The sequence below is a fragment of the Paraburkholderia hospita genome, from assembly GCF_002902965.1.
Classification (GTDB): domain Bacteria; phylum Pseudomonadota; class Gammaproteobacteria; order Burkholderiales; family Burkholderiaceae; genus Paraburkholderia; species Paraburkholderia hospita.
Genome location: NZ_CP026108.1, coordinates 20,846 through 46,454 on the forward strand (window position 1 = coordinate 20,846; position 25,609 = coordinate 46,454).

Consider the following 25,609-nt stretch of genomic DNA (forward strand, 5'->3'; position numbering starts at 1 on the left):
TTCAGGCAGCCCGTACTGCTGCTTGCAATTCCCCGTGAAACTTCCCCGTAAGGTCGGCCAAACCCGTCAGCAGGCCCTTGAATCGGCCAATTGAACCGTCCGCCGTGACGAGCAGTTGCACGCTGTGGTATTCCTGAACGAACGACGCAAAGCGCTCGACCAGCCCGGCGACCCGCTTTTCCACGGCCTCCTTCTGCTCGATTTCCGCCTCCTGCTTTTTCTTAAGCTCGGACAGTTCCTCGAGGCGCTTTTTCGCGGCATCACATTCAGCCGTCAGCCTGCTGAGTTCCTCAAATCGGCCTTTTGTGACGCTTTCCAGGTTTCGTAGGTGCTCGGGCGTGACCTCGACTTCAACTTCCTTGATCGTAACTTTCGCCTGGGCCTCGGCAAGTTCGCGGCTCTTGGCTGTGACCTCACGCTCAAGATCCGCAATGGTGCTTTGCAGGCCGCTTGCCGTCTGTTCGGCCGAAGCAAGGTCGACCAGCGTCTTCTTGAGTTTTTCGCGGTCAGCCTTAACGTCCAGATTGAGGCGCCTCGCTTCCTCGGCCAGACGCTGATTCTCGTTTTTTGCGTCGTCCAGTTGACCGTAGATCTCGGAGAGTTGGCTTGTGGCGGTCTCGAGCGCGCTATCCTTCTCCATGAGGCGCGCTTCGTAATCTTCGATGATCTGTTTGAGTTCACGCTTACCCATATCGGGCTTATCGCGCTTGGCCTGAAGGACTTTTTCCACGACTTCGTCGCTCTTGTTCACCAGCAACTGCATGTCGCTGATCGACAGCATTTCGACTGCGCCGCTGTTCGTGCTGAAGCGTTCATAGCAACGCATATACAGCCTGACGGAGTCGCGCTTCTTCCGGAACGTGGCTTCAAGGAAGTTGTAGACGTGATTCGCTGCGTTTCTGCGGACCTGTGTCGTATCGCCGAAGGTGCTCACGTAGTGACCTTCAATCCGCGTCCGGATGTGATAGAAGGAGGCGCCGATCCGCATATGTTCGAGAAGGATCTTTCTGGTCGAGTGCGCGACTTCCTCAGCTTCTTCGGCGATCGAAGCGCGAAGCGCGTCCGATATCTGATCACCACCGAAGAATTCTGTGACCTTCAGGCCGATCTCCTCGTCGGATGGCACGTGCGCAAAGGCGAGGGGCAGTTCACGTTCGATAGCGTTGTCGTCGTTTTTGCTGTCGTCGTTACCCTCGGGACGGGTCGGGTCGAATTCGTCGTCGTCGACGACCAGGGCGGAGTTTCGTTTGGTCATAGTGCTCTCTATATAGTTTTTGATCGTTGTTGATCGCCGTTAAGCCGCGCCGGCAGGGTTCGAACCACTCAAGCGCAACACCATGTCGCGAAGCGTGAGTTTTGAGAATTCCTCGGGGTGGTCGGCAAAGCGCTGGTAGCAGCGGATGTACAGGCGTACCGTTTCGCGCGTGCGTCCGAATTTCTTCTCGAGGTCGCCGTAGATGGCATCCATGACATGCTTACGGCTCTCGCGCGAATCGCCATGTTCCGCCGTGTAGCGCGCGACTGCCTTCTCCATAATTTGGGAAAAGAGCATGCCGATTCGCAGATGACCGGAAAGGTTATCGGCCAAAGCGGCGCGGACCGCGTCCCGGTCGGACCGGGTAATCAGATCGTCCTCGCGACGGGCCAGGTCGCCTTCAGGACGCAGTGCGGATGACTTTTTTTCGTTCTTCATTAGACTAACTCCGACTATTTCTTGGATCTTTTTCGGGCGCTTAGGTCGAAGCGCCAGATGCTCGGCAGCGGGTGCAACCTGTTTTCCCCGGGACTACACCCGCCCAGAATACGCGTCGTTTCGCGACCGCCATCCCGCTAAGAAGCTCAAATTCATATAGCTTTCACGGGTATCGGCTACGACAAACGCCGAGGAAAACGTTTCAATCGGCAACCTCGACTGAAACTTTAGGGAAGACACGGCAATTTTTTAGGGTTTTCCCTCAGTTTCGCCCGATGCATTTCTATGGCCTCAGCCCCTGTTTCTGCGACTGCGAGGATCGCTCGCCGGGCCTGCACGACGTTGACCGGCAACGCGTTTCTGGCGTCATGCCTCGACTTGCGGTCCCGGAGCCACTGGCGCAGATCGATGGCGCGCATCAGGTTGGCGGGCAGCGCTGACGACAGGTCGCAATGCGGGTTGGGGAAGACTGCGATGCCCTCGACGAGCCAGCGTCCCGGCAGCATCGACCGAAGAAATGCGACCTTTGAGCGATTCTGCTGAATCGGTGAGCGACGGATCTCGCGATGACCGTCTGCGCCGATGCGTACAACACTCTGTACATCTGGCCCGGGTTCGATCCGACCCGCCCAGTTTTTCGTCTCGACGACGAAGATGCCGAACGGGGTAATGGCAAGGTGATCGACTTCGGCAGTCGGGAAAGCCGAGCCGGGCGCATGGTTGAGCAGAAGGGCGCCGGGGTGCAGATAGAAATTGTCGCCGCACAGCCATTCAAGTGCGGCACGCAGTTCGGCCTGAACAACCGCCTCGCCTTGCTCACCACTTCGCTGGCTGCGTGAGGCGGGTACACCCAATCCTGTCGGACCGATGGCGCGCCGCTTGTGGCGCTTCACCGCGTAAAAGATCGCCGCGGCCGCTATGAGAAACCAGTACATGAACCTCGCTCCCGTTTAAGTAGACGAGTCCAGTCTGCCAGGCTTTTTCCGAAGTCAAGTTATCGCAGGCGTAGGGCACGTTATTACGACGCGCTTTCATCGAATCCTGGAAAGCTACGTGGTTTAGTCGAGCTTTCCGGGTTAGGGAGCCGAGCCGGATCAGGTCACTCCCGCGCCTTAGGGACCTAGCGTCCTGGTCCTTTAAAGCTGTATGACATTGACCAGCATTCGTGGGTTTATGGGGGCGCTCGCACGCTAAGCTTGCCCTATCCAATGGCGTCTCCCGACGCATCGAACTGCCGCAAGTGATCGCGCGCGTCTTCTGTTTCCTCTTTCCCCGTTGTTCCGTTCTGCCTGTGCTTTCGTGCGCGCCTCGCGTGGACACGCACGAAAGCGCTCAGCGCCGAGGTTCCTTGCTCATCGAGCATCGAAACCACCGGACAAGGGTCCGGACATTCCCCGTTTAAATTTTTCTGGAGAGAAAAATGCTGCTGGTCCTTTTCAAAGACGCAATCAAGTCCCCGGCCAAAGTGCTGGCTCTGTGTTTTATCGCGTACTTCGCGACCATCTCGTTCGTCGTTTCGACTTTCCTCTTCCTGCTTGCCGCCCACTGGGTGGTCAAGGAAATGAAGAAGAAGGCAAAGGCCATCCACGCAGCTGAAGCGGAGGCCGAAGCTGCTCGCATCGAGACTGAAAAGCTCGCTGCACGAGCTTCCGCCAACGCGAAACCGGAAGTCGCTTCCCCTGCAACGGCAGCCGCCAACGACAGCAATGTGAAACCGGCACCGGCGAAGCAATACGCCAAGTCGGCTGTCGTTCTTCCGTTCAAGACCGGTACTCGTTAATCGAGCGCCGTTACTACCTACCGTCACCTGGGCTTCTGCCCATGGTGACGGCACCTTTAACCCTACCGGGAATCCCATTCCCGGACACGGGCCATGAGATTCCCGGTACCACCGGAGCAATCCCATGGAAACGCATGTGGCTGCCTGGCAGCTGGACATGTTCGGCGAATCATCGCCGGTTCACATCACCCCTCCCAAGCCCGACCCGTTGCCCGACCCGCATCTGTGGAGCGAGTCGGTACGCGCGAAGATGGTCGACGCGCTCATCTCGCTCGCGAGCGACAGCCGTCGCGGCGACAGCATGCCCGAGTCGCTGATGGATTGCGCCGACCTGCTGTCCGAACGGCTGCGCAATCGCAAGATCGACGTCGACGACTACCGCGCGACCCTTGGCTGGATTATGGGTTACTGGGACGGCGCACTTCCCTATATCTACGTGTGCAAGGTCAACGGAGTCGATCCGGAGATTCTGCAGGACGTGATATTGAGCACGCCGCTTCTGGAGCGCGATCTGCGCGAGGTTCAACGCGTGTGCTTTGGCACGCTGCTGTAGGAGCGAACCATGCGCAACGCAGCAACGCTGTTCGCCCGCGTCATGGCGGATGTCTTCACTGGCAAACCTGCATCTCACGCTGCCACTGCTGGCAACGTAAACACTGCGGAACCGGCTAAGTCTCCAAACCCCGCATCTGCGGACACCCACTCTTCCACGTCCCACGTTGTAGGGCAGGGCGCGTCGAACGAAACGATTGTGACGATCGGCGACGTCCCACATCTGTTCGTCGACGAAGGCGATCACATCGTCGAGTTCACTCCGGCGTTTGACGATCACGCTGAGGAAACCGAGTTCGGCCTGAAGATCGTCCCCGATCTAGTCCCTCACTGGGCACAGTGCACTGTTCATCGTTGCGCGCTGAAGGAGGCGGTGGCCGTGGCCATCCGTCAAAACGGCAAACCTCCGACTGTCACGCCCTTGACGCAAGGAAAGGGAACTGACAGTGATTCGATTCGAGCGTCAGCGTCGGAAGCTGAACAGACGTCCGAGCCGGAACCTATAGCGCCTGGCCGATCGCGTCGTACTCACAACGCAGATGCATCTAACGTGATCGGGCGCATCGTTTCATGGGGCGAGGAAAGGTTTCCGGATCGCAAGAGGCCAGGGCGGCACTACACCTCTTTCGCGATGCATATCGACACCAGTTCGGGCGAGCGAACCCTGCAGGGCGAAGGCCTGAAGGAAGCGATCGCTGAATGTCGTTGCGTGGTCGGCGACGTTGTATCGGTGCGGCGCACTGGCAAGGTCAAGGTTCCTGCCATCCGGCAGACGGACGGCACACCGATCATGAAGGACGGCAAGCCGCTCATGTGGGACAAGTGGCTTTGGTCAATATCTAAATAGTGAGGAAACTCAAATGGCATCTGTTAACAAGGTGATCCTCGTCGGTAATCTCGGCGCTGATCCCGAAGTGCGTTATCTGCCAAGCGGCGACGCTGTGGCAAACATTCGACTCGCAACAACCGACCGTTACAAGGACAAGCAGTCGGGCGAGTACAAGGAAATGACGGAATGGCACCGCGTGTCGTTCTTCGGCCGTCTGGCCGAGATCGTCTCCGAGTACCTTAAAAAGGGTTCGTCGGTCTACATCGAAGGTCGCATCCGCACGCGCAAGTATCAGGCGCAGGATGGTACCGACCGCTATTCGACGGAGATCGTGGCAGACCAGATGCAGATGCTCGGCGGCCGTCGCAATGATGATGAAGGCGACAACGGCTTCGAGCAGCGTGGCAACGGTCGTACCCAACGTCCGGCGCCGCACGCGAATACATCGCGCTCTGCCGACAATGTCGGAACTCGCGCCAATCCGCCTCAACCCTCGCATGGCGGTGGTGGCGGCATGCGAGCGCCGGCCGGTGGTGGCTTCGATGAGATGGACGACGACATCCCCTTCCGGGGTTTTCACACCCGTGCAGCCTGGTCCATCATCTGATCCTGTAAGTCCTCACCGATAGACAGTTTTTTATCCCGTATCACCTCACCTTCGCAACGGCACACCTACGGGTGTGTCGTGCGGCGGTTCTTCCATCCGGCCATCTGCGCCAGCGTTCCATATCCAACACCCACGTCTGCTGAAAAAAGCCGCCCGCCACTCGCGCGGACTGCTTTTTTGAGCACGCGTTTTCACGCCTGTCTCAGGCACCGACCAAACCCACTCACTTAATGGAGAGTGACTCATGACTGTAAGAGGAAGAGAGCTGTCGCCCGAGCAGTACGCGTGGCTTCAGCAGAAGCTCGCCAGCTTCGAGCGTTCCCCGGAGCAATGGATTTCGCTCCTTGTGAGCTATGGCGTGCCTGCGGACCGTCTCACTGGCTACGCATGTGCATGCCCTGTATGTGGCGGAGACGATCGCTTCACCTACGATAACAAGCGTGGGCGCGGAGACTGGGTTTGCCGTCAATGCAACTCCGGAAAAGCGATGGCGGGTGACGGCCTCCAGCTGATCACGCGCGTGAGCAAGATCGGACTGTACCGCGTGATGCGTCAACTGGATGGTGGCCCTGCACCGCGTGCGATCAAAGGCGCTGCGACGGCCAAGGTACCAAAGCCGAAGCGCAAGGCGGACAAGACGTTCATTGCAAACCGGCTTGACTCGATGTGGGCTTCTGCAAAACCCCTGTCGAGCGGCGACCTCGCGATGCGTTATCTGGGCGCACGTGTGCCGGGCCTCCGTTTCGTGCCGTCGCGTGCGTTGCGACTCGGCATGCTCGAGTACCGTCACGAAAAGAAGGTCATCGGCAGCTGGCCGGGCATCCTCGCCCGGTTTGAGTTGCCAGATGGCCGTCTTGGAACGCTACACCGCACGTACCTTGAGCGATCGACGCCTTTAAAGGCAACGATCATTTCTCGTGACGGCGAGGTCCTTAACCCCAAGCTGAACGACATGACGCTGAATCCGTTGCAGGGCGGCGCAGTACGTCTGATGGAGCCGGTAGACGGCGAGATCGGTGTCGCTGAAGGTCTGGAGTCGGCGTGTGGTGCGTATATGGAGTCCGGTGTTCCGATGTGGTACTGCCTCAACATCGGCCTGCTGCGCCAGTTCGTGGTCCCGGATGGCCTGGGAATCCGCGTCGTGCACATCTTCGTGGACTTTGACGACATTGACCCGAAGACCGGCAAGTCGGTAGGTGTCGCGGGCGGTCTCGAACTGGCGAAGCGGCTCAAGTCGGAAGGCTTCACCGTGTTTGTTCACCGGCCTCGCGTGCGTGGAACCGACTACGCCGACCAGTGGTGCGCGCGTGTCGCCAACGACGTCCCGACGGTAAGCGTAGTTCGCGTCTCGCAATCTGCCGTCCCGCAACACGTCGCCGCGTAAGCGGCATCGATTTTCTAACGCGGCAAGAGCCGCACATTTATTCAACCTGCCCGGTGGGGATATTCCCCATCGGGGATTGTCTCGTCGGGCCAATTTCTTTGGAGTGGAAATGGCTTCGTTTCAGGTTCTCGTGGGTGGCTTTGCAATCGTCGCAACCAACGGCGCCGAAGGTGGCCGCCAGCGGGTAGGGAAGTCAGAGGCTGTCGCGTTCGACGTGATTGATCGGACGGCCAGTGGCAATACCGCATACGCGTGCCGCGACAAAACTTTTGTGGATGCGTGGGATTTTTGCGCGCATCGCCTTCTTGTTACTGCGACCCCTCGGCCGCACTGAACCGCTAAAGCGAAAACGGCTCCCCAGAATTCAGGGGAGCCGTTTTTTTTCGTCCGTTCGTTCCGTTCATCGCATGATCGCGACGCAAACAGCAGCGATGACTGCGAAGACCTTCCACATGCGCCACAACCCGCTAGACCAAATGGCGCCGGCGGCACCCGTGAGAAGCAGCACGACGCATACATTGTTATTGACATGCATGCTCGCGAGCAGCGCACCGAACCACCAGAGCGCGAGCGACGCGCCGAAGATGATCGCCCGGCGTGTGAAGAGCGGCAGCGACATGAATTTCGTGTAGTACCTGGTGAGTCGATCGTCGGTGTCCAATTACTCCTCCTTGTTCTTCGCGAAGTGCTCGACGACATTCAGGCTCTTCCAGCCCGCGATGCCCGCAGCAATGACGGTCGCGATAAAGAGCCACGAGCGCGGCTCAGTCAGTGGCAAACCGTGGCGCACGATCTCGATAAACTCCAGCATATTCTTCCCCTCGGTGGTGATTGCCGCTTCGATGCACCGCGCCGCGCGCCGTGAACATCGAAGCCATGACCCATCATCGCATCATTGCGCCAAAGTCAAGTCTTGGTCAGAAGAACGCGTCAAATGCGTCAGCGATTTGTTTCGAGTCGTGAGATTCGGGACCATTTTGCTCGTTGACTGAGAGAATCCGAACCCCTTCGACACTCGATTCAGTCGCAACTCGAGTGAGCGGCGAAGGTTGACCGGAAACCGGCGACTGGATGAAATTGCGCTCCGGCGCAGCGATGCCATCGACATGATGCACCGCGACTTGCCGCTCAGTTTCGGACGTGACGGTAATCCCCCGCAGTGCTGCTTCGGCGAGTGATCGAAGCAGCGCCGCGCGGACCCTGGCCGAGCCAGCCTGACTGAGCTTCTCGTAAAGGAGGGGCGTGGTCACCGCGTCGATGACCAGCTTCATGTCGAACTTGTGGTTCATGCTTTCGCGGCCGCGCGCTCGCGGGTCAGGCCCGCCTCGCCGACGATCAGGAAGCCCTTTGCATTGGCTGTGCAGGGCGAGTCGATGACTTCGAGCGTCACACGCGGGAACGCCTTGCGGATGGCGGCCGCATACAGAGCGCCACCGCCGCCCGACAGGATGATCGAGCGCACGTTCGTGAGCAGGCCGACGCTGTTTTGCATTTCCTTCACCACACCGGCGATAACAGGCTGCGAGCGTTCGAGGTAGGGATCGAGGTCGATATCGTTGCCGTAGAAAAAGAATGGCTTTCGCTCACGAAGCGCCTTGTCGATCAGTTCGATATCTTCGACCTGCTCGTCCTGGTCTTTTTTGATAAGTCCGGCGATGTGTTGATAGATCTGTGAAGCGCCACCAGGAAGGCCGTGACTACGCTTGTCGTCCATCGTGAACCCGTTGGCATAAACCCAGTCGGTCGTGAAATAGCCCACGTCGATCACCAGATGAGCGCTATCGCGACCGAACTCGCTCTGCCGGTTTGCGGACGCGGCGACGAGGGAGCCAAGCGGCTGCGGAATCACCACAACCTTGTCGATCGAGATGCGACCCGGGCCATAGTCGAACGTGCCAGTAAAGCGGTCGCGCAACGCACCGGAGTACTTTTTCATGTTGTGGACGGGCAGGCCCAGCACCAGTCGCTCAATCTGGGTGACGCCAGCGAAGTGGATTGCGCCGAAGAGCAGGGCGGCGTAGTTATCGGACAACACAAAATCATTGGACAGCGCGCGTCCTGTTTTGCCATACGCGGCCGTGAGCGAGACGTCGGGGCCCACCTCGTATTCGATCTGCTCGATGACGATCGTTGCGACCTTGCGTGCGGCGAGCACGCTATCACCATAGCCGGAAAGAGCGTGACTGGCAGCGAGCGGCGCAAGCGAAGGAAACATGCCGGTGGCGATGGTGCCGCTTGCCGCACGGTGCGCATATTTGGTGTTGCCGTAACCGACGTCGATTGCGAAGACCGAAGTTTTCAAGATGACTCCATGCGTTAGGTGAGCCGCGCACCGAAGTGTCAGAAAACTGATAGAAAACTATCAGTTAGAGTCGCCTCGGCCACGCGGGGCCGACGAACTATCAGATATCTGACAGATAAGTGTCAGTTCGAACGTTGCGTCGGATCTGTCGGAGCAAACTGACACTTTTCTGTCAGTTCTACCTGGTTTCAGTCTAGCGAGCGCGTAGCGAAGTCAAGTCAACGAAAGCCGACCGGTTCTGCCCATCTTTCGGCGTGCGACGCTTGTGCGAGTAGCCTTATCCTTGGCTTACCTACCGCGTCTCTGACGCATCGAATGCGAGTGCAAGGCACCTGCACGTCTATACCCTATGCCCGCAACGGGCCAGAAGTACCCCACTGACCGGGCCGCACAGTGATGCGGCCTTTTTCTGAAGTAAATCAAGTCCGAGTTGCTCCACGTTGAGGACCACTGGACAGTGCGATATCCATACGATTGGCGGCGGTTTGCCGCGTTGTGGCGCGTTGAGGACATGTGGATAGCCCGGACACCGGGCACTTTCCGCAACTCAGCAGCGTCTGTACACGCCCTTACAGCTACGGCTGGGTGCGTTCGACTTGCCCGACACACAGCGGCAAGGATGAACGTGCTTGGGGGCGGGGGAAGCCTTGCGGGATCGGCAAAGGCCGGATCATCGCGATTCCCTGACGGAAGAGGACACGGCGCGCGCGGCCGTACACAAAACGCGTACAGGCATTACCCGGCATTTAGCACCGGTCCGGAGATCCGCGAAGCGGAGCACGGCTCGGAGACGCGAAAGCGTCGTGCTGGCAGGGTAGCCACGAAGCTGCATCGCGCGGGTAGTGCACCGCGCAGCGCGACGGCAGAGATGCCACGCGCGGAATACGTCAGCGGTGTATTGCGCGAAGCGCGATTCAGGCTGGCAGGCAGCAGGTTGGACGGTCGGACGCATGCTCTTCCCATGTGTCTGGTCGATCGGATGGAATCGCTAAAGGCCCGGAAGGCAGGACCCATGCGACGGGGATACGACGCAGCCGCACAGCAGCGGCGAACAGGCACGCTCAGGAGATCGGGTAACGGCATCAGGTAGGGATGCTGCGATCGACGGGCGAATTCGGAACAACGAGGGATCGCGGCGCAGCGCCGCGGCGGAGGTATCGGATGCCCGCAATCTTGAACGTGCGCGCAATCGTCAACGGATACGGGTTTGGACCTGAATTCCGGGATGCGCTGCTCAAACTTTTCGATGAGAACGTCTCACGCGTACACAGCACCACACGGATCAGCAACAGGCCGTTGTCGATCAAGACCCAGGAGTACCGCGCGGCCAAGCTTTGCAAGGCGTTCAAGGAGTTGCGAGAAGGCGGCTTCGCGCTCCAGACGCCTTGGTCACTGAAAGAGAAGCATGTGAAGTTTTTGGTCGGCGCATGGATCAAGGCTGGGCAGAGCGGCGGCACGATCGAGAACAAGCTGACGTACCTTCGCGCGCTTGCGCAATGGATGGGCAAGACAAAGCTGGTCGGCTCCCTTGACGACTACGCGGACCGGGAAGCGCTCGGCCTGAAGCGGAGTTACGTGGCAACGGAAGATAAATCATGGGCGGCGCACGGTGTCGACGCGGTGGCGAAGATCGAGGAGATCGCGCAAACGTGTCCGTATACGGCTGTGCAACTGAAGTTGCAGGCGGCGTTTGGCTTACGCATCGAAGAGAGTTTCATGCTTCGACCTGCGGAGGCTGCGCGTAACCCGGGAATGCTCGCAGTGACGCGTGGCACGAAGGGCGGCAGGCCGCGTGAGGTTCCCATCGAGACGAAGATTGGAATACTGGAAGAAGCGGCGAGACTCACTAACGGATTGACTGGATCGACGGTCCCGGCAGATCGGACGTTAAGCCAGTGGCGTGACTGGTACTACTACGTGCTTGAGAAGCACGGCGTCACGAAAAGAGGCATGGGCATCACGAGTCACGGTCTTCGGCACGAGTATCTGCAGACGCTCTATAAAGAGACGACTGGCATGGAGGCTCCGATCAAGCGCGCTGGCGAACGCCCTGACCCGCAACTTCATGAAGAGGCAATGCGCCGCGTGGTCGAAGCCGCCGGTCACTCGCGTCTGACCAAGTCGGGCGCCTACCTGTCGACTTTCGCGATGCAGGACCGGATGCAGCGGAAGCTGCCAACGGTAGACGAAGCGCGAAGCGCGCTGGGCGCGGCGGCTGGCAACAAGAGTCACGCCGCAAAGGCGCTGGGTATCTCACGGCAGGCGCTTTACCGGATTCTTGGAGCGATTGAAAACCACGGCTAGAATCCGGTTTCGCGGAAATGGACCGCAATATTGTGTGTCATACGGCCCACCGAGAGAGCTGGCGTTGCCGCACAATGAATCGTCTCTCAGGTTCTGACATCGGCACTCGGAATGTGTCAGGACTTTTTTGTAGCCGGCTCTTTGCAGCCGGCTTTTTTTTCGGTCGGCCGGGAATGGCTCGGTTCGACCCTGAAGAGACACTCGACCTTCTCGTCAACAGACGTTCGCGAGCCTCCTCGCCTAGTCTACCCAGCCTGGGGTAAGGTGTTTTCAGCGGCTGGCACCTCGCGTTCTTCCTAGGCTGGCAAGACGCCGAACGATGCAGTAGCGCTGGTCGAGAGATTATATTTCTGGCTTCGCGTGCACGGCTGTCGCTCCTATCATTGAGCGTCGAACCGACGACATCACGCCGGTTCCCACATCTGTAGTTATGCGGAATGGGCGTAAATATTGAGCGAATACCGCTTATCGCAATTACAAGCCATCAGTTTGGATAGGTTCTCACTGTTGATCGATTCGATAGTCTCTTGGCGGTCGGAGAGATTGCAACCTTCACCCATGGAGATGGACATGGCCGCGTCAATCGATGGAACTCTGTTTAAGGAAATTATGGCCGAGATGCGTGAACACACGCACAAGCGCCTGACCAATCTCCCCGCCGCCGGTGAAAGCGAGGAGGAGAATCATCTTGGGGACTACGTTCCGTCGCAACGGCTTCATGAGGGCTACTCGCGTCTCCGGTCCGTGCCGTTGACGGTTTCGAATGACGACCAGCTCGACGACGCGATACAGCAAATCAAGGCAACAGGGAATTCTGGGGCACGCACAGCCGCAAATAACAGCCAGTCTGGCATCACAAACGCTCTTAACACATATAGAGGCGATCGGGATGATGACGAGTTCAGGAGCAAGATGGAGTCGATTAGCAATCGTGCCCAAGATGATTTTCGAAAGGCGATCGACGCCACTTACGACAAGGCGCAGCAGGTCGCACAGAGCTTAAGCCCAAGCCAGCAGAATGCCGTTATTTCGCTATTGGTGAATTTGGAATCAGCTTTACAAGCGATCTGGAACAACATTTTTAGTTTAATCAAGGATGCAGTCCGGGACATAGGCAAATATATCCAGGGCGCGCCGAGCAACATTGACGACCTTTTTGCAAAAATTGCCGCTTACATTAAGAGCGTTTTCTAGACTTCGCCTATGCCGCCCCCAAGTGGCGATCTGCGGCACCCCATTTAATTTCGGAGCCGGAATCAGTGCGATTGATTCGCAAGACTGGCCAAAACAGACACTGGAGAGCGCAGGGACCCTCGCTGACTGGCTTCCGTCTGTCACCGCTGCTTATCAGTGGACAGAGGCGATAGGTTCCCAGGAATTCACGGTGGTCGCTTTATCGGTTGACCGTTGATTCACCCGCGATACTAACGAGTGCATCGTCTTCGATCGCTAACGATCTGGGCGGGTGAATTGAACGGCTCAAATTGGCCGATCCCGGCGGTTCGAAGCTCACCGATGACCGAGCGGCGCGGAGCCGCTCCCCAACTTCTGCAGCCGACCCGAAGCGGTCAGTGGAATTTGCTCGCAGCGGTCATTCGGCCATAGGATTTTGGCGTTGGAAACATTTCTAGCCTTTCTCACCCGTGCACCGTATCCGGCACTTGTTTACTCACGCGTAGCGACGGACTCAGACGCTACGGCGCAGACCAAGAGGCGCACTCGAGGTTCTGCATCTCGCGGGATCGTTGAATCGGATCGGCCATCTCCCGCCCGACGGTTTGCGAAGTTGAATTAACTCGGATCGTTTTCAGGCAACCAACCCTCCTCGATCCGCTTTATCAGCATCGTGTCATTCCAGGAGCCTCGAATGGGGAGCTTTCGCTGCTCATCGGTAATCGAACCGACGCGCCATTCCTTCTCACCATCCCACAACCACCAGTCGACCACTTTCCCGACGGCAGGATCGACAACGCCAGCCCGGAACACCGGGACGTCCTTCGAATGATCCGGAATGGCATACCTGCCGATCTTGCGAACAATGCCACGAGAGAGCGCGGCTCCAGCAGGGAAAAAGATCCAGAAATTCGTTTCTATCGCTACTAGCGATTCAAAATCCGTAGGTGCGTCCGCGAACACGCCCGGCAACACCCGGATCAGCGAGCCCATCAGAACGCTTTTCTTCACATACTGGAAGTATGCGTCGCCGCCGGACGTCCGGATTGCAAAGACGTCTCCTGAACGAATCACGTTGCTCTCCCCGTATAACTATTGGACGAGGCATTGTCGACGATCTACGCGCAGGTGTCGACCGACCTCTTCTGGCCGACTGCCGCCCGGCGCGGTCGGCCTGACCCAACCCCGAAGCGGCCGGCTGACCCGTGCCGCGATCGAACATCATCTGAATTGCCGCGCGCAACTGACGCCGTGTCGCCTCGAGTTTCGATAGGCGAATAGTCATCTCCCCCCAACTGAGGTTCATAAGGGTCGTGGGAACAGGGAAAGACGGCGTCACCAACGATCGCGATCGGGCATTCCGTCTATCGCCGCGGCGATCCGGTTCTCGAACATCAGGTCGGAGTGCTCCTGCGGTGTCGGAATCGTCGGAAACTGGATGTAGCGATTGCCGTCGACATCGAGCCACTTCACGAGCTGTACCAGCTTGCGGTAGCGAGCGGCGTCGCGCAGCACGGGTTCGATCGGCCAACTCTCGATTGTCGCAACTGATGCGTCGACCAGACGTTGGGCAAGCATTTTGAAAAGTGGTCCGCGCGTCTCCCAGTCCTCGTCATTGCGGGAGAGCATGTCTATGACCATCTGTGCGTCGCACGCACCGACTTCTTTTTCGATGAGGTCGCGCAGGTCCCCTTCGGTAACCTTAGGCCGGCTCAAGCGCCTGTTCCAGATGGGAGCCGCCTCTTTCAAAGCGTCGGCCTCGTTTTCGGCATAGGGAAACCAGGGCGTCGACATGCCGCAGTCTGCGCAATATATGCAGGCGAGACGTTCGGTTTGAGGAGCGTACGGAGGGCGCCTGAGGGTGTCGCCGATTTTGGGCGGCCCGGCATGCCGTCCGAACTGGCCGTAGTCGAATCCGGTTTGACCGATCTCCGCGACGACGCGTTGGGAAAGGCCAACGGTAGCCCGGCCGCCACAGTGGTCGCATGGGTAGAGCTGTTCGTACATTTTCCGAAATCCCGCGTTCCAATATTTATCCTGGATTATCGTTGGACATTGGAGACGCGAGAAGCCTAATTTACATTCGGAAAGGTCCTTTATTCAGCGCCGGATAATAGAAAAGGGAAAGTCTGGGGAAAATCATCATGGATGCGGCCATCAAGCAGCCGCCCAGCGGCTTTTTTACCGATTCGATCCATTGTCTGACGGAATGCGCTTGGGCCGAGCAGACACCAATTGTCGTTGTAATCGAAAAAACCACTTTGGATTTTACTTCTATCGCGTCCGATTAAATCGCCGCCGGCAGATAAATTGCCCGGCGACCATTCTCCCCATTGTTTGAAGTGGTAGGCAACTCCGGCCGCGGCGCACTGGTCGCGCAGCGATCTCGCCCACGATGGATGCATTGGGCGCGCGCCCCGGCCGCTCTCACCGCCAACGAAGATGCCGTCGATCATCGGGGGAGCCTGCAGTTCGTTAGGCTTACCCCAAGGGCCAATCCAGTCGTACAGGCTGACGGGACCGAGCAAAGGCTCCATCGAGAGGAAGCGGGTGCCAACGGGAGCGTTGATCAGCTTGTCAATATCCCGGTCGGCTTCAGTCTGGTTGACGATCGTCGCGCCGAGCCACACATTGTCGGGGGTGCCGTCGGGGAACATCGCGCCGAGCATCGCGGACGCGTTGCCGATGCGCTTGGTTAGAGGCATCCAGATCAGGTGCGGGGTGGCGAGGATGAGCTTGCCGAATCGCTCACGCGCACCCGCTGGCGCGGCATTGTCGAACGGATCGCAAACGCTGGGAAACACCTTCCGACTCTGACCGGCGCGGGCGGCCGATGCATTCCAGCGCACTGGCTTTGACCAATGCGCCTCGCTGTACGTGCGTCGCTCCGCGCCCGGCCCCCAGTTTTCGCCGCGGCGAAGCCAGTGGTTCATCGACTCCGCGTAACAGTGGTCACAACCCGGGCCTACTTTCTGGCAGCCTTCCCAGGGCGACCACGTCATGTCGGTCCATTCGATTGCGGTAAGTGCACCCATGACGATCCTCCTACGCTTCGAGTTCGAGGTGTAGGGCAGCCAGTGATCCGCGCAGCCTTGCCCGCGCTTCAATGCTGCCCAGCCATACCCTATAGGTGACTGCGTCGAGCGAACTGTTTTGCATCGGCACAATCGCGTGGTCGAGCCGCAAGCCGGTGACGTTCAGGCGATCGAGTGTCTGCGCATCAGGTACTACCCAGAAATACCAGCGCTGGACGAAGTACCACCACGTTTTGGCGCGCTCGAGCTCGGCCCATGTCGCAGTGAAGTCGAGCACGGAGCCGACAGCGCTGAAAAAGACGCAGCGGATTCCATCGGGCGTGAGGGCGGCGGCTACTACCTGCCGGCCGTTAGAAATGGACTGTGGGTCATGCGCTGCGCAGCCAAGTGCCGGATAGCGACCCGCCCAGTCGAGCGCGCGTGAAATTGCGCGCTCCAGGAAAAACGATTTGCCTTGCATGGATGCCTCGTTGGTTGGTTGCCGCTCGAAGCGAGCTTAGAGGCATCATGGCGTGCAGGACGGAAAGTCAAGGTAGCGCGCGCGACGGCGCGCGACCCGGTCAGGCTACCGTCTGTTGTGGCCGCTTGAGGGTTGCGATCGTTTCGAGGATGAGTCCGACTCCGCCGACGATCCCGATCTCATCGTTCGGGATGTTCAGCGCCTGCCGGATCGAGGCAAGGTCCCGGGCGGCATCGCGATAGAGGTGCTTGTACTCGTCCGGTTCTTCCGCATGGTTCAGCAACTCCTCGACAGCCTCGCACGCCGAGTTGGGGATGTCGCGGGGCGACTGCGCAGGGAACACGCCGTGCTTCAGGAAAACATCGCGGATCACGGTGCGGTTAATGTCGAGGTACCTGAACCCGCGACCGGCCGGCAGCGCCTGCAGTAACTCGTGCGCGGACCTACCCCATGCGGAGTTTTTGTCGTCCGACGGGACCAGCGCGCGCAATGCCTCCAGCGTGAGCCGCTCAAACTGCGTGCCTGCGGACGCGCGCGGCGAATCCGGGTGCGCAGATCTGAGACGCTGACCATCGCGCCAGGCCATGCGAAGCGCGGCCTGTGTCGAGGCCGTCTCGTTCGGGTAGTGACGCCTGACCCATTCGTGGCTCAATACGCGTTCTTCGTCGGTCCATGTGTCGCCTTCGGGAAAAAGCGCAACAGCGTCCATCGCACGGTCGACTTTCGCGATGAGACAAGCCAGCTGCTCCCGCAGCGCGTCAAGCCACAGCCGGATGGAGTCTGGTCTCCCATTCAGGACGAATGGCGAGGCCGCGTAACGGGTGAAGTTCAAGGCATCCTGCAAGATTTCGGCGAGTTGTGGCGACATGGCGTCTCCTGTTCAGAATGTACAGATAAGCGATCGAGGCGGGCGCGCAGTCAGCACGGCGATGCAATGCGCGAGGGCGGGAGCACGACTTCTTCCAGGGCTTGCCGTTCGATATCCCATTCGACGGCGGGAATGCGGCGCGCGGCGCGTAGTGCCTGCTTTTCCCTCTTGCGTGCCTCGTACAAAGCGACGCCGTTCATCCCGTAAACCTCAATGTGAGTCTCCGGAGCGGTATCGCGCAGGATGAAATCGGGAAGCATGTCGTCTGCTGGCGACATGCGCACGGGCTTGACGAAACTGCGGCGCTCAGCGACTAGCCGGTTCGCCATAGCGACCTCGTGTATCGAGTCGCAGGGCACAAATGCCTGTGAGCAAAGCATCGCTGCGAGGTCGACGACCCTGAGATGGCCCTTTGACGTTCGCTCAACGAGAAGGAGGGCAACGACGCGAGCGCTTCGATCGCCGAACGCACGCCACGCATGGGCATGGGTGCGCTGTGCGTGCTCGATGAGGCCAGTGCTCGCGTAATACTTGCGAACGCTCTGACGCAAGGCAATGGCGTGCCCGTACTGCGTAGGTGCCACCTCGCTTACCTCGCCCAGAACGAGTCCACGGCGCGTCGTCCCCTTGTCCGTTGTCAGTCGTGAAACGAACGCATCGAACTCGGCGTTGATCTCGGAACGATGCGCCTCATCAAAGCGACGCATGATGTGCAGGACGTTCTGCGCTTCTGCGCCGTTAATCAGCGCCGTGCCGATCTCCGCGAGTAGCTGGCTGTTGCAGTGTCCCCAGTGCCGCGACATGGCTGCGCCGATCCATCGATTCAGGCCTGCTTCAGTCCACAAAGTCTGGAGGAACGCCAGGAGGGTCGCAGAACGGCGGCTCTGGCGGGTTGAAGTCGACGGGGCAGAACCGCGTGAACCGGTAGCGGTTTCGCGCAGTGTTAGCGCGGCGTCGAGCTTGACGTTCAGACCTGTGGGCGTCGCGAGAATCGCAGCAGTAGAGTCGCCAACGTCGGTTGGCTTCACGACGTTGGGGTCCTTGAAGAAGTCGCAGTCTTTCTTATGACGATGGCCGCCTTCTGGCCAGCCGGCGAGGTGAAGCAAAGAGCCGTAACGGCGGATCACGAGCTGCAGCGGTGCTGTGCCCGTTGTGCACAGACAGACGGCATAGCCGGGCGTGACCTTCGCGCGTTCAAGACGTTTTACATAACGCGCGGGGTTGTCCTGCACGTCGCCGAGCGGTACGGTCTCGCCGTCAAAGGATACGTCATACATGTCGGGTCTCCATAGAAAATGGCCGCGCCGTCTGGAAGGCGGTCAGTCAGCGCGAAAAGCCGCATAGTGCAGGGCGGTAGCGGCGTTTTAATGGACATGTTCGCTGTCGTTGGTCAGTGACTTTCGTCGGGGCGATACTCCCGTCCCGTAGCCTTGTCGGTGAGGAACCACTTGCCGCTTGAGAGCAAAGTGACATGGCAAAGCGGATACCGCTGTTGCATCACGTCTTTCCTACGCCTGAGCTGTCGATCGCGGATTTCGCGCCGAAGGTCAGCAAGCATGCTCAGAACGACACTCGCCGCTATTACCGTTGCCATCACCGCAAGAGAGAGCCATGTTGGCCAGTGGTGGGCCTGCGCAAGGGGAGAGAGAACTCTCCAGACCGCCCACAAGACCATGGTGGCTGCCGCGATGGGGAACAGGAACAGGTCGATCACGGCTGCGTTTCCTCCACGGCAGCCAGCACTGGGCGTGCGGGACGAAGGCGGATACGGCCGGGTACGGGACATTCAAGCTTTGCAGCAATCGCGCGATCTACGGCGCGTCGGAACATGTTCGACAGGCCAAGATTCGGACCAAAACTGATGCTACAACCCACGGTGAGCATGAAAACTGTCATGCAGAACGTGATCAGTGTCGTGCCGAGCGTCATCACGCCGGCCGGTTGGAGTTGAAGTAACGTCGACATGATGGCCTTCGACCCTGAGGGATCGATCCAGGCCTGAAACACAAACGCCCAGAAGAGCAGCACCGGTGTCAGCACGAGAGACAGCAAAGCGCACCTGATGAGGAAGGCAAGGAGATTCATGAACTGGGCGGCATAGTTACGCGCATCGCTCAATGCATTGAGCTTGATATCGATTGTTTCGATCACGCCGATCTCGCCAACACGTGCGTCGTTGACGATGACTTCGAATCTCGAGCCGGATTGGTGAACCTCGTCGCGCCGTTCCACGAGTTTGCGGATTCGCGTGCGGCGGCCGAACTCGACGGTGAATGCGGCAAGGGCCGAAGTCACTGTTGGTAGGAAGAAGCCCTCGCTCAGTCCTGCGGGGATCAGGATGACAAATACGCATGCCGCGACTGCGGCCGCGAATGCGAGAGTTCCTGCGGTGTTCGTTGGGTAGTTCGGTTTCGACATAGGGTCCTCAGACGGAAATGATGCCCACGCGCGGGCGTAACTGATTGTCGGATTCCCGGCCACTGGCAAGAGCCCCAAAAGGTGATGGCTTCCGCCGAGCTTTCATGGCGAAATGCTCTAAAGCCATGAGCCAACGTGACTCAAAAGCTGCATGGTTTTGTCGAGCATTCCGGGTTAGGCACCTGAGCCGGATCGGGTCACTCTCTTGTGCCACTCTCTGGTGCCGCTCTCGCGTGCAAGCCGGGTAACCGCCTTCGGGCGGGCGGCTCGCGACGAACAATCCACAGGGTTATCCAGAAAATCTGTGGATAACTGTCACATGAAGCGGCGGGGCAAAGCGCCGGGAAGATCGCCTGATTCATGTCCAACGGGCGGCACGTCCACCATTGATGTCGACACGTCTAAGGAGGGCGCTTGCTCACGTGGTTTGCAAGTCTGACGCGTTGGACGCTCGCAATCCACGAAAGGAGGAGCGAACGCTCATGCGGGCGGTGAGAGACCGCGCAATGATCGCTGACAATGTCGATCTGAGCGCGGCAACGATGTACAGAGCGGCGAAAGCTGTACGCATTTACTGGCCTTTTTGACCAATCTGCCGGTCAGCTATCCGTTATCTTCGTCTCATCTAACGCGTCTGTGACGCATCGACCGAAGCGCCCACGCGGCGCTTTTTCTTTACCCCGACGGGTTTCACACCCGTTGCGGGCGTGTTCCCGTCCAAACCCGGGAGCAACATGAACATCCAACGGCTGCTTCGAATCGGCATGCAGATGCATTGCCTCTCATACGAGACACACGACCGCCTGTTGCGCATCGTGCGGTCCAAGAAGCGCTACTCGACCCACTACCGGGCCGCGGCTTTGCGCCTTCTGGTTGTTGCGGCACCCGAATCATTGACCGGCGGATTTCCGTTCGCCGAGCGTCGTCGCCGGGTACGGAACCACTACGGAATCTGACCTGCAGTATTCATGCGCTTCGGCGCGACAAACCAGCCCGCTCGCGGGCAAATCATTTACCCAGACGGGACCACTCCCGACTGGGCGTGCTCTCCCGTCACATCCACAAGGGAAGCACCATGTACACAGCACTCGTTCAACAGTTCAAGGACGCCCAGACGAAGGCGGCCGCTGCCTATCTGGAAGTCTGCGCGGCGGAATCCGCTGCGTTCCCGAAAGATTCGGATTATCCGTATCGCGCGGCGAGCGTCCGGTCGGAATACTCGACCGCGCGTGAGCTTTCAGACTTTTGCACCCGCCTGGCTCATGTGATGGTCGGTGAAGCGGTCCGTCGCTTTTCACCTCCAGGCGGTCGGCTCGAAATCAGGGACGAACAGGAGCTGGCGAATGCGTCGATCGATATTTCTGGGGCGCTGAAGGCTGGCAAGTGCCCGGATTTCGACGCCTTCTGGGCTCACCTCGAACGCACGTTCAGCGGTGACGCCGGCAAACGCATCGGTCTCGTTCAGGCTGCAAAGCTGGTGATCGACGGCTTTGGGCTTCGTCCCGAATCGGAGATCAAGCGCACCAGCAGCGCGATCGTCCTGGACGCTCGTATCTGGAGCGAGCCGGTATTTCGTTCGAGCGCGCGCAAAGCCACCTACCATTCGTCCACCACGGCCGCCGGTTTGATTCGCGGACTCGCTGCATTCGCGTCGAATGCGGGATTCGATGTCCTGTCTGCGCAGCTTACGCGTGGTCATCTGGTCGATTACCAGTTCACCACGCGGGAAAAGGTGTCGCTCGACGGCCTCGATATCGTGATGTTCAACGAGAAGTGGCAGTTCAAGTTCGCCCATCAGGTGGGCGACGCACTCTCGTTGTTCATCAGCGAGTATGGCGCTGAGCACCTGGCGAATCGCAACCGTTACTGAGGTGGCGCGATGATCCGTCAACGCATTATCGAGTTCTCCCGCTGTATCAGGCAAACCTACGGCCTGCCGCAGGACATGCTCGTCTCGGTTATCACGGCGCGAGATCGCTACACGCCGCGGTTTCGAGCTGCCGCGCTTCGCAATCTGGTTTGTGATGCGCCACTGGTCGTCACGCGTGGCATGCCGTACGCCGCTCGTCGCCGCGCCGTGCGCAGGTTCTATCAGGTTTGACTGTCGGGCGGTTCTTCGTTAGCCGCCATCTTTCTACTGGCCCGCATTTGCGGGCCGTTTCTTTTTATGGAGTCGCAATGGAGCAAATGGATCTGATGGAGTTGCTCGAAGCGGACTGGTACGCGCCGCTTCGAAAACTCGTAAGCCTCGGCTCAAAGGATGAAGGCGTAGCGCATCAGGGCGAACTGCACATGGCGCGCCAGCGGCATCTGGGGCAGTTTTTCACCCCGGATGCCATCGCGCTGTTCATGTGGCAGTTCGTCCGCAGCTTCCTGCCGAAACGCAAGGTGTCCATTCTGGACAATTCGGTAGGGTCGGCGCGCCTGCTGCAGTACGCGAATCCGGAGCACCACGCGCTGTATGGCGTCGACGTGCATGGGGACGCGATCACTGCGGTTCAGGCTGCGATGGAGGCCGCCGGATTCGACTGCGATTTCCGGCGTGCCGGGATGGAAGACATCCATCCCAGGTCGTTCGATATCGCGCTGATCAACCCGCCTTTTTCGCTGCACCTCGAATCGCCGCACCTGAAGCCTCTGCCGGGTACGACGTGGGGACGGTACGGCGCGGGCACCTCGGCGCTGAGCCACGAGTACGCGCTTCAACAGGCGCTCGACGCCGCGCAGGTCGTCGTCGCACTGCTGCCTCTCACTTTCGCGGAAGCAATCGCGTCCGCCACGTACGACAGTGAGTCGCCCTTGCAACGGGCGGCGCACCGTCTCGCCGGCTTCTTCGAGATGCCGTCTCAGGCCTTCAGGGAGGAAGGCGCGAATGTTCGCACGGCTGTGCTGGTCTTTGACCGCTACCGGCTCAAGATCGGCCAGTTTGTCCGCGAGCAGGTGACGGATCTGTCTGCAACCGTCGGCGATCTGCGGCTGCATTTTGATGAGAGCGTGTATTCGAAGCCGAAGCTGGGCATGCAGTCGCTGGATGAATCGCAGCCCGCAATCACACGTCCGGTAACGGGCGATCAGCGGGTCACGATCTGTCATGACGGGCGCCGCATCTCTCTGCAGTTCCGATGTGGGTTCGTCGAGGCAATGGTGCTCAATCACGTGCTGGTAAGCCGGATATTCTCGCGCGACGGACATCGGTTGCCACGCGGAATGCGATACGCCGGGCAGGGTCTGCTGGATATGGAGACGTATCTGGTGCAGGACGACCCTTTCGAGGCGCTTAACCGGCTGGTCGAGCGCATAGAGTCGGCAGGCGGCAAAGCAGAGTTCGCGCCCGGCTTCGTTGATCATTTCGCCAGACGCGTGCGCAGGTCGGCACGCCAGGCAGTTCCGCTGCGTCACGAAGTCTGGACAACGGGAGCGCGATCAGCGGAATCGGTCACGGGTGTCGCACGCGCGACGCACAAGATCGATCCAACGAAGTGGGCGAGCCCGCTTGTGCGCGCAGGCGATACGGTCGTTTTCGCACGTGAAGCGGACGGGCGTTACACCTACACCGTGAACGGCATGACGAACATGCTCTCCGTCGACGAACTCAACGCGCGGTTCAACGTTGAGAATGTTGCTGAGGGATGGGAGGTCGTGCACGAGGGGCTTGCGTCGCAGTATCCGCAGCATGCGGCGCTCCTTCGTCATCGTATGAAGGCGCTTGGTATCGATCAGTGGCTGAATTGGGATTTCCAGCAGGACGATCTGATCGAGACATTGATGAAGCCGCAGGGCTGTGTCATCGCGTGGGAGCAGGCGTGCGGCAAGTCTCGCCTGTCCATCGCGCTGATCCTGCTGTCGGGCGTCAGGCGTGGTCTGATCGTCGTTGAGGCACGACTGATCGGCGAGATGCTGAGTGAGCTGGCCCAGCTGCCGATCGACCCCTCGATCGTGAAGGTCATCGACGGCGAGGATGATCTCAACGATCTTCGCCAGGTAAACCTGATCTCATACGAACGTCTGCGTATGCCGGTGGATCGGGCGAAGTCCGCGCGCGTCACGTATGCGCACAAGCTGCGCCGGCGCATCGGCCTGCTGGTGGCTGACGAAGGCGAGCGGCTTGCCAATCCGACGAGCGATCAGAGCCGTGCGCTCTGGCAGCTGTCCGGGCGGCGGCGCTATGTCCTGACAGGCAGTCCGATTCCTAACTACCCGCGTGATGCCTTCGGGCTGATGGCGTTTTCGGGCGGTGACGGGACGGCGGCGCAGCCATACGGGTACCGGCGCGGCTACATCGAGCCGAACTGGATCAACTCCGTAGAGTTCGCGATGCGCGGCGTCGATCGTTTCCGTGATGACTTCGTTGTACTGGAGTGGGTCACGTGGCAATTCGCGGAGAGCCTGCAGGAAGGGGCGAAGCGCGAAGTGCCGAAAATCGGAAACCTGCACGCGTATCGCGCGATGCTGGCACCGCACGTCAAGCGCAGGCTGGTATGCGAGCCGGACGTGTCGCGCTACATTCAGATCGATCCACCCATCATCACGACGCACACGGTGGACTGGGACGCACAGCATCTGGCGGTCTATCTGGAAGCGGCCGACGAGTTCGCGGAATGGTACCGGCGCTCACGCGGCGACAAGAAAGCCTGCAATCTCGTGACGATTCTCGCGCGCATCCGTGCCGTGCACTTCGCTGCCAACTATCCGCAGTACGGGATGGAAGGCGTCGAGCGGCTCGGGGGACTGACGAGCAAGCAGCGCGCGGTTATTTCCCGCATGCGGGAGGTCGCCGCGCAGGGAAAGCAAGCCATCGTGTTTGCTGAGAACCCGGGCGTGCTCAATGCGATCGCGAAGGAGCTGTCGTCCGAGGGTGTGGACACGGTTCTGTTTCATGGCGAAATCCCAATCCGCAAGCGCGTTGCCGACAAGGACCGGCGCTTCATCACCGGGTTGGCAACCGGGTTGCTGTCGACGAAGGCCTCCGGTCGCGCGGGCTACAACCTGCCGAACGCGGACTATGTGCTCTTCTATGACCGGTCGTGGACGTGGCGCATCGAGTATCAGGCAATGCGGCGCGCGCTGCGCTGGAACCGGAAGGGCGTGCTGAACGTGGAGTATTTCCATCTCCCGGGCAGCGTCGACGAGTACCAGGCGCAAATGGTCGCGCATAAACGTGACTCGATGCAGGCTGGACTGGACTGGGCGACGCCCGAGCTGGAAGACGAGACGTTCCTGCACATGGACTCGCTGCTCGACCGCTTCGTGGACGATCTGGCGATCATGCATGAACAGACTGCCGCAGACATGCGGAAATTGTTAAAGGAGGCAGCTTGAAAGACCTGAATGTGTCGGTATCGGTTGGCGACGGCGTCGTCACGGTGAAACGTGAAGGGACGCGCCGCGCCGTGGTCGCCAATGTGCTCGGTCGTGTCGAACGCGATGGCGTTGAGCTGTTGTGTCTCGACCGACTCGTTCATGAGCCACATGAGGAGGCCTTCATCGGCTGGAATGTGGCGGGCGCGGTGACCACGATGTTGACGCGCGCGGTGCCACAGCCCGCGTCAACGCCTGCTTGAGCGACTGGATTCACAGTCCTTTATCTTGAATCAGCCCGGCAGAAATGCCGGGCTTTTTTTTCGTCGGCAGGCATGTTCCGACCCGAAGGAGCCTACCGATTGGCGCATGCTTAGGGTCCGCTTTCTGGTGGATCTCGGTCTGACTCTCCGCTGCGTGAATCTCCACGGCAGGTGTCGTGACGTCGCTTCGGCTGGCGATAGCCACCGTACATATGCAGGTGCTTACGGCCACCGTTATCGTGTGCGGAATCGTCGTGGCTTGGCGGCTATCGCTCAGCAGCGTGGGTTCCGTCTTGCAAAATTTAAAAAACGAGGTCGCCGGGATTCGACATAAAAAAGCCGCCACTAGGACGGCTTTCTGTTCGGAGCGCAGAGGCTCACGACTCGTAGTATTTCATGAAAAAATCTTCGGCGGCTTGGTATTGCTCGTCGTATTTGACCTTCAATGCCGCATACTCCGGCGACGACTGATCCAATGTGTTCAAACGTGCCTTCATTTCCTGCAACTCCTTTACCGAGTTTTCATGCGATTCTTTGTGGTGCGTTTCCCACGCCTCGGCTTTACGCCGCTCTTGCGCCTGACTCATTGCAAATCTCCCGCTCGTTGACTGATCCGATGTTGCTGCGTGCTCGCACAATAGCA

At 59.4% G+C, this 25,609-nt stretch carries 29 protein-coding genes; 13 read left to right on the forward strand and 16 right to left on the reverse strand.

Features of this window, described 5'->3' with window-relative positions:
- Window position 1: 1 nt before the first annotated feature.
- The 3 genes from C2L64_RS44435 to C2L64_RS44445 form a co-directional block, all read right to left on the reverse strand.
- Window positions 2-1,255 carry a hypothetical protein gene (locus C2L64_RS44435; RefSeq protein ID WP_103153764.1) on the reverse strand — a complete coding sequence of 418 codons (1,254 nt, stop codon included), beginning with the start codon at window positions 1,253-1,255 and terminating at the stop codon, window positions 2-4.
- Window positions 1,256-1,294: 39 nt separating this feature from the next.
- Window positions 1,295-1,693, reverse strand: a complete 399-nt coding sequence (locus C2L64_RS44440) for a hypothetical protein (protein WP_103153765.1) — start codon at window positions 1,691-1,693, stop codon at window positions 1,295-1,297.
- 227 nt (window positions 1,694-1,920) lie between these two features.
- The gene (locus C2L64_RS44445) at window positions 1,921-2,628 is read right to left on the reverse strand and encodes a nuclease-related domain-containing protein (RefSeq protein WP_103153766.1); all 708 of its coding nucleotides are present in this window, start codon (window positions 2,626-2,628) and stop codon (window positions 1,921-1,923) included.
- 485 nt (window positions 2,629-3,113) lie between these two features.
- Between C2L64_RS44445 and C2L64_RS44450 the strand changes: the two genes are divergently transcribed.
- The 6 genes from C2L64_RS44450 (at window position 3,114) to C2L64_RS44475 (ending at window position 7,179) form a co-directional block, all read left to right on the forward strand.
- Complete coding sequence (locus C2L64_RS44450; protein ID WP_103153767.1) at window positions 3,114-3,473, forward strand: hypothetical protein; 360 nt, start codon at window positions 3,114-3,116, stop codon at window positions 3,471-3,473.
- 124 nt (window positions 3,474-3,597) lie between these two features.
- Window positions 3,598-4,026, forward strand: a complete 429-nt coding sequence (locus C2L64_RS44455) for a hypothetical protein (protein ID WP_103153768.1) — start codon at window positions 3,598-3,600, stop codon at window positions 4,024-4,026.
- A gap of 9 nt (window positions 4,027-4,035) precedes the next feature.
- Window positions 4,036-4,872: a hypothetical protein gene (locus tag C2L64_RS44460; RefSeq protein ID WP_103153769.1), complete on the forward strand. Its 837-nt coding sequence runs from the start codon at window positions 4,036-4,038 to the stop codon at window positions 4,870-4,872.
- A 13-nt stretch (window positions 4,873-4,885) separates the two neighbouring features.
- Complete coding sequence (locus C2L64_RS44465; RefSeq protein ID WP_103153770.1) at window positions 4,886-5,461, forward strand: single-stranded DNA-binding protein; 576 nt, start codon at window positions 4,886-4,888, stop codon at window positions 5,459-5,461.
- 244 nt (window positions 5,462-5,705) lie between these two features.
- Window positions 5,706-6,845: a primase-helicase zinc-binding domain-containing protein gene (locus C2L64_RS44470; RefSeq protein WP_103153771.1), complete on the forward strand. Its 1,140-nt coding sequence runs from the start codon at window positions 5,706-5,708 to the stop codon at window positions 6,843-6,845.
- Window positions 6,846-6,954: 109 nt separating this feature from the next.
- Window positions 6,955-7,179, forward strand: coding sequence for a hypothetical protein (locus tag C2L64_RS44475; protein WP_081767700.1), 225 nt, complete (start codon window positions 6,955-6,957; stop codon window positions 7,177-7,179).
- Between the two features lie 66 nt (window positions 7,180-7,245).
- Here C2L64_RS44475 and C2L64_RS44480 read toward each other — a convergent pair whose 3' ends face one another.
- The 4 genes from C2L64_RS44480 to C2L64_RS44490 form a co-directional block, all read right to left on the reverse strand.
- Window positions 7,246-7,506: a hypothetical protein gene (locus tag C2L64_RS44480; RefSeq protein WP_103153772.1), complete on the reverse strand. Its 261-nt coding sequence runs from the start codon at window positions 7,504-7,506 to the stop codon at window positions 7,246-7,248.
- The gene (locus C2L64_RS54315) at window positions 7,507-7,656 is read right to left on the reverse strand and encodes a hypothetical protein (RefSeq protein ID WP_167449609.1); all 150 of its coding nucleotides are present in this window, start codon (window positions 7,654-7,656) and stop codon (window positions 7,507-7,509) included.
- Window positions 7,657-7,762: 106 nt separating this feature from the next.
- The gene (locus tag C2L64_RS44485) at window positions 7,763-8,134 is read right to left on the reverse strand and encodes a hypothetical protein (RefSeq protein WP_158660563.1); all 372 of its coding nucleotides are present in this window, start codon (window positions 8,132-8,134) and stop codon (window positions 7,763-7,765) included.
- The gene (locus C2L64_RS44490; RefSeq protein WP_103153774.1) at window positions 8,131-9,147 is read right to left on the reverse strand and encodes a PRTRC system protein D; all 1,017 of its coding nucleotides are present in this window, start codon (window positions 9,145-9,147) and stop codon (window positions 8,131-8,133) included. Before C2L64_RS44490 ends, C2L64_RS44485 begins: the two co-directional genes overlap by 4 nt.
- Window positions 9,148-10,308: 1,161 nt before the next feature.
- Here C2L64_RS44490 and C2L64_RS44495 point away from each other — a divergent pair.
- Together C2L64_RS44495 and C2L64_RS44500 are read left to right on the forward strand one after the other, a co-directional pair.
- Window positions 10,309-11,451 (forward strand): integrase domain-containing protein, encoded by a 1,143-nt coding sequence (locus tag C2L64_RS44495; RefSeq protein ID WP_103153775.1) that lies wholly within the window; start codon window positions 10,309-10,311, stop codon window positions 11,449-11,451.
- A gap of 570 nt (window positions 11,452-12,021) precedes the next feature.
- A complete protein-coding gene (locus tag C2L64_RS44500) occupies window positions 12,022-12,645 on the forward strand; it encodes a hypothetical protein (RefSeq protein ID WP_158660564.1) in 624 nt (207 codons plus the stop codon).
- A gap of 597 nt (window positions 12,646-13,242) precedes the next feature.
- Here C2L64_RS44500 and C2L64_RS44505 read toward each other — a convergent pair.
- The 8 genes from C2L64_RS44505 to C2L64_RS44540 form a co-directional block, all read right to left on the reverse strand.
- Window positions 13,243-13,698 carry a hypothetical protein gene (locus tag C2L64_RS44505; protein ID WP_094296835.1) on the reverse strand — a complete coding sequence of 152 codons (456 nt, stop codon included), beginning with the start codon at window positions 13,696-13,698 and terminating at the stop codon, window positions 13,243-13,245.
- 261 nt (window positions 13,699-13,959) lie between these two features.
- On the reverse strand, window positions 13,960-14,631 hold the full coding sequence (locus tag C2L64_RS44510) for a Lar family restriction alleviation protein (protein ID WP_103153777.1): 672 nt from the start codon (window positions 14,629-14,631) through the stop codon (window positions 13,960-13,962).
- 89 nt (window positions 14,632-14,720) lie between these two features.
- Entirely contained in the window at window positions 14,721-15,659 is a 939-nt protein-coding gene (locus tag C2L64_RS44515; RefSeq protein ID WP_103153778.1) for a phage Gp37/Gp68 family protein, read from the reverse strand.
- Between the two features lie 10 nt (window positions 15,660-15,669).
- Window positions 15,670-16,119, reverse strand: coding sequence for a hypothetical protein (locus C2L64_RS44520; protein WP_103153779.1), 450 nt, complete (start codon window positions 16,117-16,119; stop codon window positions 15,670-15,672).
- A 100-nt stretch (window positions 16,120-16,219) separates the two neighbouring features.
- Complete coding sequence (locus tag C2L64_RS54605; RefSeq protein ID WP_208648326.1) at window positions 16,220-16,987, reverse strand: hypothetical protein; 768 nt, start codon at window positions 16,985-16,987, stop codon at window positions 16,220-16,222.
- Between the two features lie 50 nt (window positions 16,988-17,037).
- Window positions 17,038-18,264: a DUF1173 family protein gene (locus C2L64_RS44530; RefSeq protein WP_103153780.1), complete on the reverse strand. Its 1,227-nt coding sequence runs from the start codon at window positions 18,262-18,264 to the stop codon at window positions 17,038-17,040.
- Window positions 18,265-18,377: 113 nt separating this feature from the next.
- Complete coding sequence (locus C2L64_RS44535) at window positions 18,378-18,701, reverse strand: hypothetical protein (RefSeq protein WP_103153781.1); 324 nt, start codon at window positions 18,699-18,701, stop codon at window positions 18,378-18,380.
- The gene (locus C2L64_RS44540; RefSeq protein ID WP_103153782.1) at window positions 18,698-19,405 is read right to left on the reverse strand and encodes a hypothetical protein; all 708 of its coding nucleotides are present in this window, start codon (window positions 19,403-19,405) and stop codon (window positions 18,698-18,700) included. Before C2L64_RS44540 ends, C2L64_RS44535 begins: the two co-directional genes overlap by 4 nt.
- Before the next feature lie 734 nt (window positions 19,406-20,139).
- Here C2L64_RS44540 and C2L64_RS44545 point away from each other — a divergent pair.
- From C2L64_RS44545 to C2L64_RS44565, 5 genes are all read left to right on the forward strand, one after another.
- Window positions 20,140-20,361, forward strand: coding sequence for a hypothetical protein (locus C2L64_RS44545; protein ID WP_028370467.1), 222 nt, complete (start codon window positions 20,140-20,142; stop codon window positions 20,359-20,361).
- Window positions 20,362-20,480: 119 nt separating this feature from the next.
- Window positions 20,481-21,275, forward strand: a complete 795-nt coding sequence (locus C2L64_RS44550) for a hypothetical protein (RefSeq protein WP_103153783.1) — start codon at window positions 20,481-20,483, stop codon at window positions 21,273-21,275.
- A 9-nt stretch (window positions 21,276-21,284) separates the two neighbouring features.
- Window positions 21,285-21,506, forward strand: a complete 222-nt coding sequence (locus C2L64_RS44555; RefSeq protein WP_103153784.1) for a hypothetical protein — start codon at window positions 21,285-21,287, stop codon at window positions 21,504-21,506.
- Between the two features lie 77 nt (window positions 21,507-21,583).
- Window positions 21,584-24,724 (forward strand): SNF2-related protein, encoded by a 3,141-nt coding sequence (locus tag C2L64_RS44560; RefSeq protein ID WP_103153785.1) that lies wholly within the window; start codon window positions 21,584-21,586, stop codon window positions 24,722-24,724.
- Complete coding sequence (locus tag C2L64_RS44565; RefSeq protein WP_103153786.1) at window positions 24,721-24,966, forward strand: hypothetical protein; 246 nt, start codon at window positions 24,721-24,723, stop codon at window positions 24,964-24,966. Before C2L64_RS44560 ends, C2L64_RS44565 begins: the two co-directional genes overlap by 4 nt.
- 377 nt (window positions 24,967-25,343) lie before the next feature.
- On the opposite strand, the gene C2L64_RS44570 is transcribed toward C2L64_RS44565, so the two are convergent.
- Entirely contained in the window at window positions 25,344-25,553 is a 210-nt protein-coding gene (locus C2L64_RS44570; protein ID WP_103153787.1) for a hypothetical protein, read from the reverse strand.
- Between the last annotated feature and the right edge of the window lie 56 nt (window positions 25,554-25,609).

Excerpts from the sequence above, each read along its gene's own strand:
- C2L64_RS44470 (WP_103153771.1), top strand. The coding sequence starts at position 5,706 with ATGACTGTAAGAGGAAGAGAGCTGTCGCCCGAGCAGTACGCGTGGCTT.
- C2L64_RS54605 (WP_208648326.1), bottom strand. The coding sequence starts at position 16,987 with ATGTCGCCACAACTCGCCGAAATCTTGCAGGATGCCTTGAACTTCACC.
- C2L64_RS44555 (WP_103153784.1), top strand. The coding sequence starts at position 21,285 with ATGATCCGTCAACGCATTATCGAGTTCTCCCGCTGTATCAGGCAAACC.
- C2L64_RS44465 (WP_103153770.1), top strand. The coding sequence starts at position 4,886 with ATGGCATCTGTTAACAAGGTGATCCTCGTCGGTAATCTCGGCGCTGAT.
- C2L64_RS44550 (WP_103153783.1), top strand. The coding sequence starts at position 20,481 with ATGTACACAGCACTCGTTCAACAGTTCAAGGACGCCCAGACGAAGGCG.
- C2L64_RS44495 (WP_103153775.1), top strand. The coding sequence starts at position 10,309 with ATGCCCGCAATCTTGAACGTGCGCGCAATCGTCAACGGATACGGGTTT.
- C2L64_RS54315 (WP_167449609.1), bottom strand. The coding sequence starts at position 7,656 with ATGCTGGAGTTTATCGAGATCGTGCGCCACGGTTTGCCACTGACTGAG.
- C2L64_RS44560 (WP_103153785.1), top strand. The coding sequence starts at position 21,584 with ATGGAGCAAATGGATCTGATGGAGTTGCTCGAAGCGGACTGGTACGCG.
- C2L64_RS44450 (WP_103153767.1), top strand. The coding sequence starts at position 3,114 with ATGCTGCTGGTCCTTTTCAAAGACGCAATCAAGTCCCCGGCCAAAGTG.
- C2L64_RS44460 (WP_103153769.1), top strand. The coding sequence starts at position 4,036 with ATGCGCAACGCAGCAACGCTGTTCGCCCGCGTCATGGCGGATGTCTTC.
- C2L64_RS44545 (WP_028370467.1), top strand. The coding sequence starts at position 20,140 with ATGAACATCCAACGGCTGCTTCGAATCGGCATGCAGATGCATTGCCTC.
- C2L64_RS44445 (WP_103153766.1), bottom strand. The coding sequence starts at position 2,628 with ATGTACTGGTTTCTCATAGCGGCCGCGGCGATCTTTTACGCGGTGAAG.
- C2L64_RS44475 (WP_081767700.1), top strand. The coding sequence starts at position 6,955 with ATGGCTTCGTTTCAGGTTCTCGTGGGTGGCTTTGCAATCGTCGCAACC.
- C2L64_RS44440 (WP_103153765.1), bottom strand. The coding sequence starts at position 1,693 with ATGAAGAACGAAAAAAAGTCATCCGCACTGCGTCCTGAAGGCGACCTG.
- C2L64_RS44435 (WP_103153764.1), bottom strand. The coding sequence starts at position 1,255 with ATGACCAAACGAAACTCCGCCCTGGTCGTCGACGACGACGAATTCGAC.
- C2L64_RS44455 (WP_103153768.1), top strand. The coding sequence starts at position 3,598 with ATGGAAACGCATGTGGCTGCCTGGCAGCTGGACATGTTCGGCGAATCA.
- C2L64_RS44515 (WP_103153778.1), bottom strand. The coding sequence starts at position 15,659 with ATGGGTGCACTTACCGCAATCGAATGGACCGACATGACGTGGTCGCCC.
- C2L64_RS44540 (WP_103153782.1), bottom strand. The coding sequence starts at position 19,405 with ATGTCGAAACCGAACTACCCAACGAACACCGCAGGAACTCTCGCATTC.
- C2L64_RS44570 (WP_103153787.1), bottom strand. The coding sequence starts at position 25,553 with ATGAGTCAGGCGCAAGAGCGGCGTAAAGCCGAGGCGTGGGAAACGCAC.
- C2L64_RS44510 (WP_103153777.1), bottom strand. The coding sequence starts at position 14,631 with ATGTACGAACAGCTCTACCCATGCGACCACTGTGGCGGCCGGGCTACC.
- C2L64_RS44500 (WP_158660564.1), top strand. The coding sequence starts at position 12,022 with ATGGCCGCGTCAATCGATGGAACTCTGTTTAAGGAAATTATGGCCGAG.
- C2L64_RS44520 (WP_103153779.1), bottom strand. The coding sequence starts at position 16,119 with ATGCAAGGCAAATCGTTTTTCCTGGAGCGCGCAATTTCACGCGCGCTC.
- C2L64_RS44485 (WP_158660563.1), bottom strand. The coding sequence starts at position 8,134 with ATGAACCACAAGTTCGACATGAAGCTGGTCATCGACGCGGTGACCACG.
- C2L64_RS44530 (WP_103153780.1), bottom strand. The coding sequence starts at position 18,264 with ATGTATGACGTATCCTTTGACGGCGAGACCGTACCGCTCGGCGACGTG.